This window comes from Pseudorhizobium endolithicum, assembly GCF_902153245.2.
Lineage (GTDB): Bacteria > Pseudomonadota > Alphaproteobacteria > Rhizobiales > Rhizobiaceae > Neorhizobium > Neorhizobium endolithicum.
Window position 1 is genome coordinate 267,847 of sequence record NZ_CABFWF030000014.1, and the last position, 12,503, is coordinate 280,349.

The window sequence follows — 12,503 nt, forward strand, 5'->3', positions numbered from 1 at the left end:
TTTAATCCGCAGGAACGGCTGGCCTTGACGACTTCTCTCATTCTCGCTTCTTCCAGCCCTTTCCGCCGAATGCTCTTGGAGAATGCCGGCCTGACGTTCGAGTCCCGGGCAGCCGACATCAATGAGCGCGCGATCGAGGCCGGTTTCGAAAAGGACCGGGCAAATCCGGATAAGGTCGCCATCGAACTTGCTTGCGCCAAGGCACGCAATGTCAGTCGCCGTTGTCCCGGAGCGCTGGTGATCGGATCGGACCAGACCATGTCCCTCGGCAACAGGGTCTTTCACAAGCCCGCCGACCTGGCGGAGGCCAAGCGGCATGTCGCATCGCTGTCGGGAAAGACCCATCGGCTGAACAGCGCCATCGCCTTGGTGAAGGACGGCGTCGTCCTGTGGGAGCACGTATCCCACGCCAACATGACGGTTCGTCCGCTGAGCGACACCTTTATCGACCGCTACGTTACGCGGTGCGGTGAAAAGCTGCTCGGCAGCGTCGGCGCCTACCAGTTGGAAGGCGAGGGCATCCAACTGTTTTCGGCAATCGACGGCGACTATTTCACCATTCTCGGCCTCCCCATGCTGCCGCTGCTGGACAAGTTGCGGGAACTCGGAGCGATCGATGCCTGATTCACGTGAAACAACTGTCGAAGCCTTCGTCGCCGGCTGGCCGATCAAGCATTCGCGCTCTCCTCTCATTCACGGCTATTGGCTGAAGAAGTACGGTGTCGATGGTAGCTACCGGCGTGAAGCCGTCCCGGTCGAGGCATTCCCCGATTTCATCGGCGATCTGAAGTCGGGACGCTTGCCCTATGTCGGCGGGAATATCACCATTCCCCACAAGGAAGCGGCCTATCGGATCGCGGATCGACGGGATACGCTCGTGCAAGAATTGGGCGCTGCCAACACGCTGTGGCTGGAGGACGGCAGGCTCTGTGCTTCCAATACGGACGTATACGGATTTGCGGCCAATCTCGACGAACGTCATCCTGACTGGTTTAAGGCCGAGCGCGCAGTGGTTCTCGGCGCCGGGGGTGCAAGCCGGGCGGTCATCCGCGCCCTGCGTGATCGCGGGATAGCGGAAATCAACGTGGTCAACAGAACGGTGGCAAGGGCGCGCGAACTCATGGATCGCTTCGGCGCAAGCGTGCACGGTCATCCGATGACCGCGTTGCCGGAGGTTCTGCAGGGCGCGGGGCTTTTCATCAACACGACGTCGCTTGGCATGGACGGCGTGGAGACACCGGTCATCGATTTCAGCCGGATGCAGCTTCGGGGCCTCGTCACCGACATCGTCTACGTGCCTCTGAGGACACCGTTCCTGGTCCAGGCCGAGGCCCAGGGATTGGCGACCGTTGACGGCTTGGGGATGCTCCTCCACCAGGCGGTGCCGGGCTTCATGAAATGGTTCGGTGTCCGGCCGCTGGTGGACGAGACGCTCCGCGCCCTGGTCATCGCCGACATGGAGCATCACCCGTGATCATCGTGGGGCTCACCGGCTCGATCGGCATGGGAAAATCCACCACCGCGCAGATGTTCGCCGATGCCGGCATACCCGTGAATGATGCCGATGCAGTCGTCCATGATCTTTACAGGTCCGATGCGGTGGAACCCATAGGCAGGGCGTTTCCGGGCAGCGTTGTTGATGGGGTGGTCGATCGGGAACGACTTGTCCGGCTCCTCTCGGAGACTCCGGCTAAGTTTCCCGATCTGGAAGCGATCGTGCACCCGCTGGTTCGCCGCCGGGAGGCCGACTTCGTTGACATGCACTACGCCGCCGGTACGGAGCTTGTGGTTCTCGATATTCCGCTTCTCTTCGAAGTCGGGGCGGAGGATAGGGTGGATGTCATCGTCGTCGTGACGTGTGATCCACAGGTTCAACAGGCCCGTGTCCTTGCGCGCCCCGGAATGACTGTGGAAAAATTCAATATGATTCTCTCCCGGCAGGTGCCGGACGAGGAAAAGCGCAAGCGGGCAAATTTCCTGATCGATACCGGCCACGGGCTCGATACGGCCCGCCGCCGGGTCATTGAAATCATCGATGCTTTGCGCGCGGGAAGAATGAGCGAGACAGCGAATGCGTGAGATCATCTTCGATACGGAAACCACCGGTCTTGAGACGAAGCTCGACCGCATCATCGAAATCGGCGGCGTCGAGCTGATCAACAACTTCCCGACGGGCCGCACGCTGCATCTCTACATCAACCCGGGGGATCGCAAGGTCCATCCGGATGCACTGGCCGTTCACGGCATCACCGACGAGTTCCTGAAGGACAAGCCAAGCTTTGCTGAAGTCGTTGACCAGATTGTCGAGTTCTTCGATGGCGGCAAGTGGATAGCCCACAACGCGAACTTCGACATCGGCTTCATAAACGCGGAATTCGAGCGCCTGGGCCTGCCCCCGGTAGCGCAGGAGCATGTCGTCGACACGCTTGCTTTGGCGCGCCGCAAGCATCCGATGGGACCGAACTCGCTGGATGCGCTCTGCCGCCGCTATGGAATCGACAACGCCCACCGCACAAAGCACGGGGCGCTCCTCGATTCCGAGCTTCTAGCGGAAGTTTATATCGAGATGACCGGGGGCCGGCAGGCGGCACTCGGACTTGTGGGGATCGAGGCATCGGCCACGATTGTCGAGATCGAGGAGCATGTGGTGGGGATCTCGGGTCGCCCGAGGCCGCTGGCACCGCGGATCAGCGAGATGGAACTGGCCGCGCACCGGAGTATGGTGGCGTCTCTGGGGGACAAGGCGATCTGGGGCCGCTATGAATCGAAAAGCCCGGACGCCGCCGCCCGGGCTTCGTAAGGCTTTTCCGTGTAGTTCGCCCGTCAGCTGTTGAGCGGTTGAACCTGTGCCTTTGCACGCTCGGCCGCCATGCGCTGCGAGAACATCTGTGCGAAATCGATGGGATCGATCATCAGCGGCGGGAAACCGCCGTTGCGGGTCACGTCTGCAACGATTTGGCGCGCGAACGGGAAAAGCAGACGTGGGCATTCGATGAACAGAACGGGCAGCATGTGCTCCTGCGGGAAGCCGGTCACCCGGAAGACGCCGCCGTAGACGAGCTCCGCCGCAAACACGACCTTGTCCTCGTCCTTGGCTTCCACGTTCAAGGAAAGGACGACGTCGAAATCCGTTTCCGACAGCGGGTTTGCATTGACGTTCACGTTGATGTTGATCGCGGGCGCCTTGTCGCGCGACTGCAGGGAACGCGGCGCACCCGGGTTCTCGAAAGAAAGATCCTTCGTGTACTGCGCGAGGATATTGAGCGACGGGCTCTGGGCGCCCTGTGCGGTGTCGGTGGCCATGCGGGTTTCCCTCGAGAATTGGACGGTTGCAGGCCGTCTATCATTTCGCCAGAAGCCTTACAACCCTGCCGCCGCCGGTGGTCCGGAGCCTATTCGTCGGAGATTTTCCGATCCGACCAAGGTGAGGAGGGGTTTGCTTCGCGGTGGAAATCTTCCTCGTCCAGATCGACGACCCGCCCTTGCGATCCGGTGTTCTGCTTCCCCGTGTAGCGGTATTCCCGTCGGAAAGAGCTGGAACCGGCGACGACAAACCGGCGGCCGATGGACGACCAGATCAGCCGGCGGAGCGACGGAATGAAGAGGGCAATGCCGATGATGTCGGTGATGAAGCCGGGGATCATCAGCAGCAGGGAAGCGACGACGATCATCGCCCCATGCACGATCGTCTCCCCCGGCACGCGGCCTTCACGGCCTTCCTCCGAAAGCTGCCTCAGCACCTGGAGGCCCTGCATGCGCAGAAGCAGCATTCCGAGCATTCCGCTCAGGAGGACGAGCGCCAGCGTGCTCCAGACGCCGACCCACTGGCCGACGACGACGAAGCCGGCGATTTCCGCCAGCGGCAACAGGATGAGGAAAATGGCGATCCAACGTGTTCGCATGTAATCTTGAAGGGCGGCAACCCGCTCTCACCTTCGCTATTTGAATGATCCGCGTTTGCGGACTATATGAGGACTTGCAACCAGAATTTAAACGGCACTGCGGGACAAGATGGGCTCCAACGACTTTATCACTCTGTTTTTTCTCGTCGCTGCTGTCCTGATCTTTCTGCAGTTGAGAAGCGTCCTCGGCCGGAGAACCGGCAATGAAAAGCCGCCGTTCGACCCGTTCAGCGCCCGCGAGGGAACAAGGGCGCCGGGGAGCGACGACGGCAAGGTGGTGACGCTTCCGCGGCGTGAAAGCTCCGAAGAGGACCGCTTTGCCGACATCGATGCCGTCGCCAAGCCGGGGACCCCCGTCAATGAAGGACTGAGGGAATTGCTCAAGGCGGATCCGAGCTTCAAGCCGCGCGAGTTCCTGAACGGCGCCCGGATGGCCTACGAGATGATCGTACTCGCCTTCGCCGATGGTGATCGCAAGTCGCTCAGGAACCTGCTGTCCAAGGAAGTCTATGAAGGCTTCGATGCGGCGATCACGGAGCGTGAAGCGCGGGGCGAAGTGGTCAAGTCCACCTTCGTCGGCATCGACAAGGCCGACATCACCCATGCCAGCGTCCGGGGAAATGAGGAGCAGGTGACGGTGCGTATCGTCAGCCAGCTGATCTCCGCGACCTACGATCGCGATGGTGCGGTGGTCGACGGTGACCAGGAAGCCGTCGCGGAGGTAACCGACATCTGGACCTTCGCCCGCGACGTCCGCTCCCGCGATCCGAACTGGAAACTGGTTGCGACTGAATCCGAGCAATGACCAGCATTTTGCCGGAGTTTTTCCTGACACCGGTCGCTTATGGGGATCTCCCGGGCTGGGAAAAGGATGATCCGGGCGCGCTTCTTGTCGGCATGCGCCGCTGCCTCGACCATGTGACGTCGGTGAAGGCGTATCGAAACGGGTCGCTCGGCCTGACGACGGAAGACATACTGCCGGCCTATCAGGCTGCCTCTCGGGAGCACGGCTCGGGTTCAGCGGCGGCGAGGGGGTTTTTCGAGCGGAACTTCCGGCCTTTTCTGATCCGCAGGAGCGACGGCAAGCGGGGCTTCGTCACGGCCTTCTACGAGCCCGAGATAGAGGTCTCCCCGTTCCCGACTGATGTCTGGGCCTATCCCTTCTACCGGCGGCCTCATGATCTGGTCGATCTCGATGACAAAAGCCGGCCGGCGGATCTTGATCCCTCCTACATGTTCGGACGCTTGCAGGATGGAGAGATTGCCGCTTATCCGGACCGGCGGGCGATCGACGGCGGATACCTGGAAGGTCGCGGACTCGAGATAGCTTGGGCCCGCTCCAAGGTGGACGTCTTCTTTGCCCATGTTCAGGGTGCGGCTCGGTTGCGTTTCCCGGATGGGTCCCTCCGCCGCATCACCTATGCGGCCAAGGCGGGTCATCCCTTCTCTGCGATCGGTAAGCTGCTGATCGACCGTGGCGAGATCGGCCGGGAGACGGTCTCGATGCAGACAATCCGTGCCTGGCTGGAGCGGAACCCGGCGAGTGCGGACGAGGTCCTGTGGCACAATCGCTCGTACATCTTCTTCCGCGAGGCCGAAGTCGAGGATCCGGCGCTCGGTCCGGTCGCTGCGGCCAAGGTTCCGCTGTTGCCCGGCCGTTCGCTGGCGGTGGACCGCCTGATCCATACCTTCGGCTTTCCCTTCTTCATCCACTCGCCGACATTGACCCATCTTGACGGCGGACGCCCTTTCGCGCGGGCACTTCTCGCCCTGGATACCGGCAGCGCTATCGTCGGTCCTGACCGCGGGGACATCTTCACCGGCTCCGGCGATGCGGCTGGTGAACTGGCCGGCACTGTCCGCGATGACGCCGATTTCTATATTCTCATTCCCCATGCAGCGGCAGCGAGGTTTGGCGGATGACGGAGGGCCGGAAGCTCAGGCCGGAAGAGCGGATCCTGTGGGGAAAGGTTGCCAAGTCCACGCGTGCGCTGCGTGCCCGGCAGGATGAGGTTGCGGAGTACGAGGCCGAAATAACCGCCATGCTGGCTGCGGAAGAGGCGGCGCTGGCGCGGCCTGCCCCGCCGCAGGACGTAGTATCCCCGCCGGGGAACCAACTCAGGGCCCCACGGCCGGCACCGAGCCACCAGCCGCTCGAAAAGCCCGTTCACCGCAAGCTGGCCAAGGGACGCCTTTCCATCGAAGCCCGGATCGACCTCCACGGCCTGTTCCAGGATGAGGCGCACGATCTTCTTCTCGACTTCCTGTTCCGCGCCCATGAGCGCGGCATGCGCCATGTTCTCGTCATCACCGGCAAGGGCAGCTCGATGGGAAGCGAAGGCGTCCTCCGTCGGACTGTTCCCCTGTGGTTTTCCAAGCCGGAATTCCGCTTTCTCATTTCCTCCTATGAGTGGGCGGCGCGTCACCATGGGGGAGAGGGAGCTTTGTACGTAAGGCTCAGCCGGCCGAGGCGCTCCCTGTGACGCCGTTCGCGCTGGCGCTTCGCGAGTTGCGTCGCCGCAAGGGCGTCACGCAAAGGGACCTCGCCCATGCCATAGGGGTGTCGCCCGCCTATCTTTCGGCGCTGGAGCACGGCAGGAAGGGCAAGCCGAGCTTCGACCTGCTGCAGCGGATTGCGGGCTATTTCAACATCATCTGGGACGAGGCCGACGAGTTGTTCATGACGGCCGAAGCCTCCCACCCCCGCGTAGTCCTCGATACCTCCGGCCTGCCCCCTGCATACACGGCTCTTGCCAACCGGCTGGCCCGCGAGATTCGCACTTTGCCCGTGGATGTGGTAGAGGCCATGGAGACACTCCTGGATGGAACCCGCCTCAAGGGTTGAGCACGCGAATCCCCTGTTTTTAGGGCCTCCGGGAGAGGCATGACCTTTAGATAGCCTCCCAAAGTCCCTATATCTCGAAGTGGATGTGCGGGTGATTCGCTATCCCTGCCTGCGGACGATAATTGGAAAGACCATTGATGACCGATACACCCGTGAATGAAAATGGCGCGAGTGCAGAATATGGCGCAGATTCCATCAAGGTCCTGAAGGGCCTCGATGCCGTGCGCAAGCGGCCGGGGATGTATATCGGCGACACCGATGACGGTTCGGGTCTCCATCACATGGTCTATGAGGTCGTCGACAACGCGATCGATGAGGCGCTGGCGGGACATGCCGATCTCGTGACGGTCACCCTCAATGCCGACGGTTCCGTGACCGTAACGGACAACGGCCGCGGGATACCGACCGATATCCATAGCGGCGAAGGCGTCTCGGCTGCCGAAGTCATCATGACCCAGCTGCACGCCGGCGGGAAGTTCGACCAGAACTCCTACAAGGTTTCCGGCGGTCTCCACGGCGTCGGAGTCTCGGTCGTGAATGCGCTGTCCGTGTGGCTGAAGCTGCGGATCCGCCGCAACGGCAAGGTCCACGAGATTTCGTTCACCCACGGCGTGGCGGATGCACCCCTGAAGGTGATCGGCGATTATGAGGGGCGCTCCGGAACCGAGGTCACCTTCCTCGCCAGCCCCGAGACCTTCACCATGACGGAGTTCGACTACAACACTCTGGAACATCGCCTGCGGGAACTCGCCTTCCTGAACTCTGGCGTCAGAATCCGGCTAACGGACAAGCGCAAGCCCGATATCCGCGAGGAGGAGCTCATCTATGACGGCGGCCTGGAGGCCTTCGTTCGCTATCTCGACCGTTCCAAGAAGCCGCTCGTCGAGAAGCCGGTCGCTATTCGTGGCGAGAAGGACGGCATCAGCGTGGAGGTGGCGCTCTGGTGGAACGACAGCTACCACGAGAACGTCCTCTGCTTCACCAACAACATTCCGCAGCGCGACGGCGGCACCCATATGGCCGGCTTCCGGGGGGCACTGACCCGCCAGGTCACCTCCTATGCCGACACATCCGGTATAACCAAGAAGGAAAAGGTCTCGCTCACCGGCGAAGATTGCCGTGAGGGCCTGACTGCGGTTGTTTCCGTCAAGGTTCCCGATCCGAAGTTCTCTTCCCAGACCAAGGACAAGCTTGTCTCGTCCGAAGTTCGGCCGGTCGTGGAAAGCCTCGTCAACGAAGCGCTCGGCACCTGGTTCGAGGAGCATCCGGCGGAAGCCAGGGTTCTCGTGGGCAAGGTAGTCGAGGCGGCTGTCGCGCGCGAGGCGGCGCGCAAGGCTCGTGAGCTGACCCGACGCAAGGGCGCCCTGGACATTGCTTCCTTGCCCGGCAAACTCGCCGACTGCTCCGAGAGGGACCCGACCAAGTCCGAACTCTTCCTCGTCGAGGGCGATTCCGCCGGCGGATCAGCCAAGCAGGGCCGCTCCCGTGAAACCCAGGCGATCCTGCCGCTGCGCGGAAAGATCCTGAACGTCGAACGTGCCCGCTTCGACAAGATGCTCTCCAGCCAGGAAATCGGCACGCTCATCACCGCGCTCGGCACCTCGATCGGCAAGGACGAGTTCAACGCCGAAAAGCTGCGCTACCACAAGATCATCATCATGACGGATGCCGATGTCGACGGCGCCCATATCCGGACGCTGCTGCTCACCTTCTTCTTCCGCCAGATGCCGGAACTGATCGAGCGCGGCTACGTCTACATCGCCCAGCCGCCGCTCTACAAGGTGACGCGCGGAAAGTCCGTCCAGTACCTCAAGGACCAGAAGGCGTTCGAGGAATACCTGATCAGCAGCGGCCTTGAGGAAACCAGCCTAGTGCTTGCCTCCGGCGAGGTGCGCATGGGCCAGGATCTGCGCGAGGTCGTCCACGACGCAATGCGTCTCCGCAACCTGCTCGATGGACTGCACTCCCGCTATAACCGGGCGGTCGTGGAACAGGCCGCGATTGCCGGCGCCCTCCATCCGGATCTGACAGACAATCCCCAGCGTGCGCAGCAGACCGCGGACGAAGTGGCTCGTCGCTTGGATGTCATTGCGGAGGAGACGGAGCGCGGCTGGACCGGCCATGTGACCGACGAGGGCGGCCTGCGCTTCGAGCGCATGGTGCGTGGCGTCAAGGAGGTGGCCGTGCTGGATGTGGCGCTTATCGGCTCCGCGGATGCCCGTCATATCGATCAGATGGCTTCACGCCTGAACGAGATCTACGGCACCCCGCCGGTCCTGCGTCGTAAGGACGAGGAGAACGAGATGTCGGGCGCGCTCGCACTTCTCGATGCCATCTTCGCCGCCGGCCGCAAGGGCATCTCCATGCAGCGCTACAAGGGTCTTGGCGAGATGAATGCCGAGCAGCTCTGGGAAACGACGCTCGATCCGAACGTCCGTTCTCTGCTACAGGTCAAGGTTACCGATGCAACCGATGCCGATGGGCTCTTCTCGCGCCTGATGGGTGATGAGGTGGAGCCCCGTCGCGAGTTCATTCAGGACAACGCGCTGAGCGTCGCCAACCTCGACATTTGAGCGATGGCTGTTTCACGTGAATCCGCCTCGGCGTGTGATTCACGTGAAACCTATTCTTCGCCGGCGAACCGTCCCTCGAAGGCCACTTCCGAAAGCGGCTTGCGCTGGCTCTGGATCTCCCGCTTTCGCAGGTCTTCCGGCAGTATCTCCTTCGGGGCAAGTCTGCCGATCGCGCAGGCCGCTTCCACTCGAAACCCGTCCGGTATCCCCAGCGACAGCACCGCCTTCTCCCGATCCATGCCTTCCATGCCGTGGGCGTGATATCCGAGCTTCATGGCTTGGCAGGCGATGGAGAACCACGCGGAGCCGGTATCGAAAGAATGGGTGTAGGCCGGCTTCCTCTCCCCGTCCTTCGAAATCCGGTAGGTGCGCGACACGAAGATGATCAGCGCCGACGCGTTCTGCGCCCAGCGCTGGTTGCCTGGCGAGAGGATGTCGAGCAGGATCGGAAAACTGTCCGTTCCCCGCCGTGCATAGACGAACCGCCACGGCTGGTTGTTGCCGGAGGAGGGCGCCCAGTGGCCCGCATCCAGTATCGTCAGCAGATCCGCATCGGGCATTTCCGCGTCGGTGAACGCCCGTGGGGACCAGCGGTCGAGGAAGAAGGCGTCGATCGGATGTTCCGATACGCGGTTGTTGCTGTGCGTCATGGCCTGCTCCGGAATTCCGTTGCCCATGAACATAGGAGACGGAGAAGCCAGCGCAACGGAAGCCGTGAAATAGGGGTGACAACCGCTCCTCCATGTTCCATAACGCAGGTTGTCAGACAAGTGGAGGCATATCCCGTGAAACTCATGCGCGTTGGCCGGCCGGGCCAGGAAAAGCCGGCAATTCTGGATGCTGAGGGCAAGGCTAGGGACCTGTCGCAGCACGTCGCCGATATCGGCGGGGCAGCAATCTCTCCGGAAGGCCTGGCGAAGATCGCCGCTCTCGATCCCAGGACCCTTCCCGAGCTTCAGGTCGACCGCATCGGCGCCTGCGTCGCTGGTACGGGAAAGTTCATCTGCATCGGCCTCAACTTCTCCGACCATGCCGCCGAAACGGGCGCCACCGTGCCGCCGGAACCGGTCATCTTCATGAAGGCCACCTCCGCCATCTGCGGGCCGAACGACAATGTCCTCATTCCCCGCGGCTCCGAGAAGACCGATTGGGAAGTCGAGCTCGGCGTCGTCATCGGCAAGACCGCCAAATATGTCAGCGAAGCCGAAGCCATGGATTATGTTGCCGGCTACTGCGTCTCGCACGACGTTTCAGAGCGCGGCTTCCAGACCGAGCGTTCCGGCCAGTGGACCAAGGGCAAGTCCTGCGATACCTTCGGCCCGATCGGGCCTTGGCTGGTCACGAAGGACGAGATCGCCGATCCGCAGAACCTCGGCATGTGGCTGAAGGTCAACGGCGAGACGATGCAGGACGGCTCGTCCAAGACGATGGTCTACGGCGTCGCCTTCGTCGTTTCCTATCTCAGCCAGTTCATGTCGCTGCAGCCGGGTGATGTCATTTCCACCGGCACGCCGCCCGGCGTCGGGATGGGCATGAAGCCGCCGCGCTACCTGAAGCCGGGCGATGTCGTGGAACTCGGCATCGAGGGGCTTGGCACGCAGCGCCAGACCTTCGTCGCCGACCGTTAACCGCCCGCACAGGGTGGAACCTTAACCGTCGCCCGCCATTCTGGATGCCAGGTAGTCCGCTGCCTGGCATCTTTTATGGTTGATGATCGGTCCCGCCTTATGTTGCACTGCAATCCAAACATGCTAGCCTCGTCCCTTGCTTACGAAGCAACGCCCGACGGCGGCGCATCGCAGGTCGATGGCCGGGGGATGAAAGGCGGTACCTCGATGATCTACCAGCTCTATGAGATGAACCACGCTGCGGTAGCGCCCTTCCGGGCTGCGGCCGATGCGATGAAGCTCTTCCACGCCCATCCGCTGAACCCGTGGTCCTATACGGCCGCAGGGCGCACGATGGCGGCGGGCTTCGAACTGTTCGAGCGGATGACGCGTCGCTACGGCAAGCCGGAGTTCGCTCTCTCTTCGACGGTCGTCGATGGAGCCGCCGTCCGCGTCAGCGAAGACATCGTCTGGTCGAAACCCTTCTGCAACCTTATTCATTTCCGCCGCGATCTTCCCGCGGATCGAGCGCCGGATCAGAAGCTGCTGCTGGTTGCGCCCATGTCCGGCCATTACGCTACGCTGCTGCGCGGTACGGTTGAGACGCTGCTTCCCGGTGCGGAAATCTATATCACCGACTGGATCGACGCGCGGATGGTGCCGGTCGCCGAAGGTCGTTTCGATCTCGACGACTACATCGACTATCTCATAGAGATGATCCACCACATTGGCTCCGGCACCCACGTCATTGGCGTCTGCCAACCGTCGGTCCCGGTACTGGCCGCCGTTGCCGTCATGGAAGCGTCCGGGGATCCGCTTGCTCCGGCTTCCATGGTGCTGATGGGAGGCCCGATCGACACCCGCAAGAACCCGACCGCCGTCAACGACCTCGCCCAGAACAAGCCGCTCGACTGGTTCCGCGACAACGTCATCATGAACGTGCCCTGGCCCCACCCGGGGTTCATGCGTCCGGTCTATCCGGGCTTTCTGCAGCTCTCCGGCTTCATGTCGATGAACCTCGACCGGCATATCACCGCGCACAAGGAGTTCTTTGAGCACCTGGTGAAGAATGACGGTGATTCCGCCGAGAAGCATCGTGACTTCTACGACGAATACCTCGCTGTCATGGATCTCACCGAGGAATTCTACCTCCAGACGGTCGATACGGTCTTCATCAGGCACGCCCTGCCGAAGGGCGAGATGAGGCATCGCGGCCAGCTCGTCGACACGAGGGCCATCCGCAACGTGGCGCTGCTGACGGTCGAGGGGGAGAACGACGACATCTCCGGCCTCGGCCAGACCCAGGCGGCCCACACGATCTCGCCCAACATTCCCGACGATATGCGCATGCACTACATGCAGCCAGATGTCGGCCACTACGGCGTCTTCAACGGCTCGCGCTTCCGCCGTGAGATCGCGCCACGCATCCTGGCGTTCACGGCCCGTCATGGGCGCCGCGGCAACGGCCGCAAGAATCCGGTCAAGCGCATCATCAAGGGCGGCAAGTCGGACTGATTTCATCCGTTCAAATCAGGCGTTTCATGGAAAACCGACCGCTTGTTCTTGAAGCGAACCC

14 protein-coding genes are annotated in these 12,503 nt (G+C 62.1%); 11 read left to right on the forward strand and 3 right to left on the reverse strand.

Features of this window, described 5'->3' with window-relative positions:
* Positions 1-24 precede the first annotated feature (24 nt).
* From RTCK_RS16480 to dnaQ, 4 genes are read left to right on the forward strand one after another with little or no spacing between them, the layout of a single operon-like run.
* On the forward strand, positions 25-624 hold the full coding sequence (locus RTCK_RS16480; protein WP_142593580.1) for a Maf-like protein: 600 nt from the start codon (positions 25-27) through the stop codon (positions 622-624).
* Positions 617-1,474 carry a shikimate dehydrogenase gene (locus RTCK_RS16485; protein WP_142593581.1) on the forward strand — a complete coding sequence of 286 codons (858 nt, stop codon included), beginning with the start codon at positions 617-619 and terminating at the stop codon, positions 1,472-1,474. The genes RTCK_RS16480 and RTCK_RS16485 overlap by 8 nt, the downstream gene beginning before the upstream one ends.
* Positions 1,471-2,079: a dephospho-CoA kinase gene (gene coaE, locus RTCK_RS16490; RefSeq protein ID WP_142593582.1), complete on the forward strand. Its 609-nt coding sequence runs from the start codon at positions 1,471-1,473 to the stop codon at positions 2,077-2,079. Before RTCK_RS16485 ends, coaE begins: the two co-directional genes overlap by 4 nt.
* A complete protein-coding gene (dnaQ, locus tag RTCK_RS16495) occupies positions 2,072-2,800 on the forward strand; it encodes a DNA polymerase III subunit epsilon (RefSeq protein ID WP_142593583.1) in 729 nt (242 codons plus the stop codon). Before coaE ends, dnaQ begins: the two co-directional genes overlap by 8 nt.
* Positions 2,801-2,823: 23 nt before the next feature.
* Here dnaQ and secB read toward each other — a convergent pair whose 3' ends face one another.
* Both secB and RTCK_RS16505 read right to left on the reverse strand, forming a co-directional pair.
* Positions 2,824-3,303: a protein-export chaperone SecB gene (secB, locus tag RTCK_RS16500; RefSeq protein ID WP_142522399.1), complete on the reverse strand. Its 480-nt coding sequence runs from the start codon at positions 3,301-3,303 to the stop codon at positions 2,824-2,826.
* Between the two features lie 89 nt (positions 3,304-3,392).
* Entirely contained in the window at positions 3,393-3,902 is a 510-nt protein-coding gene (locus tag RTCK_RS16505; RefSeq protein ID WP_142593584.1) for an FxsA family protein, read from the reverse strand.
* A 109-nt stretch (positions 3,903-4,011) separates the two neighbouring features.
* On the opposite strand from RTCK_RS16505, the gene RTCK_RS16510 reads away from it, so the two are divergent.
* The 5 genes from RTCK_RS16510 (at position 4,012) to gyrB (ending at position 9,320) form a co-directional block, all read left to right on the forward strand.
* Entirely contained in the window at positions 4,012-4,707 is a 696-nt protein-coding gene (locus RTCK_RS16510; protein ID WP_142593585.1) for a Tim44/TimA family putative adaptor protein, read from the forward strand.
* Positions 4,704-5,825, forward strand: a complete 1,122-nt coding sequence (gene mltA / locus RTCK_RS16515; protein ID WP_142593586.1) for a murein transglycosylase A — start codon at positions 4,704-4,706, stop codon at positions 5,823-5,825. The genes RTCK_RS16510 and mltA overlap by 4 nt, the downstream gene beginning before the upstream one ends.
* Entirely contained in the window at positions 5,822-6,385 is a 564-nt protein-coding gene (locus RTCK_RS16520; RefSeq protein ID WP_142593587.1) for a Smr/MutS family protein, read from the forward strand. The genes mltA and RTCK_RS16520 overlap by 4 nt, the downstream gene beginning before the upstream one ends.
* A complete protein-coding gene (locus RTCK_RS16525; protein WP_142593588.1) occupies positions 6,382-6,747 on the forward strand; it encodes a helix-turn-helix domain-containing protein in 366 nt (121 codons plus the stop codon). Before RTCK_RS16520 ends, RTCK_RS16525 begins: the two co-directional genes overlap by 4 nt.
* A gap of 137 nt (positions 6,748-6,884) precedes the next feature.
* Positions 6,885-9,320, forward strand: a complete 2,436-nt coding sequence (gene gyrB / locus RTCK_RS16530; RefSeq protein ID WP_142593589.1) for a DNA topoisomerase (ATP-hydrolyzing) subunit B — start codon at positions 6,885-6,887, stop codon at positions 9,318-9,320.
* 50 nt (positions 9,321-9,370) lie between these two features.
* On the opposite strand, the gene RTCK_RS16535 is transcribed toward gyrB, so the two are convergent.
* Positions 9,371-9,970, reverse strand: coding sequence for a nitroreductase family protein (locus RTCK_RS16535; RefSeq protein WP_142593590.1), 600 nt, complete (start codon positions 9,968-9,970; stop codon positions 9,371-9,373).
* 135 nt (positions 9,971-10,105) lie between these two features.
* On the opposite strand from RTCK_RS16535, the gene RTCK_RS16540 reads away from it, so the two are divergent.
* On the forward strand, positions 10,106-10,948 hold the full coding sequence (locus RTCK_RS16540; protein ID WP_142593591.1) for a fumarylacetoacetate hydrolase family protein: 843 nt from the start codon (positions 10,106-10,108) through the stop codon (positions 10,946-10,948).
* Between the two features lie 207 nt (positions 10,949-11,155).
* On the forward strand, positions 11,156-12,442 hold the full coding sequence (locus tag RTCK_RS16545) for a polyhydroxyalkanoate depolymerase (RefSeq protein ID WP_142593748.1): 1,287 nt from the start codon (positions 11,156-11,158) through the stop codon (positions 12,440-12,442).
* Positions 12,443-12,503: the final 61 nt, after the last annotated feature.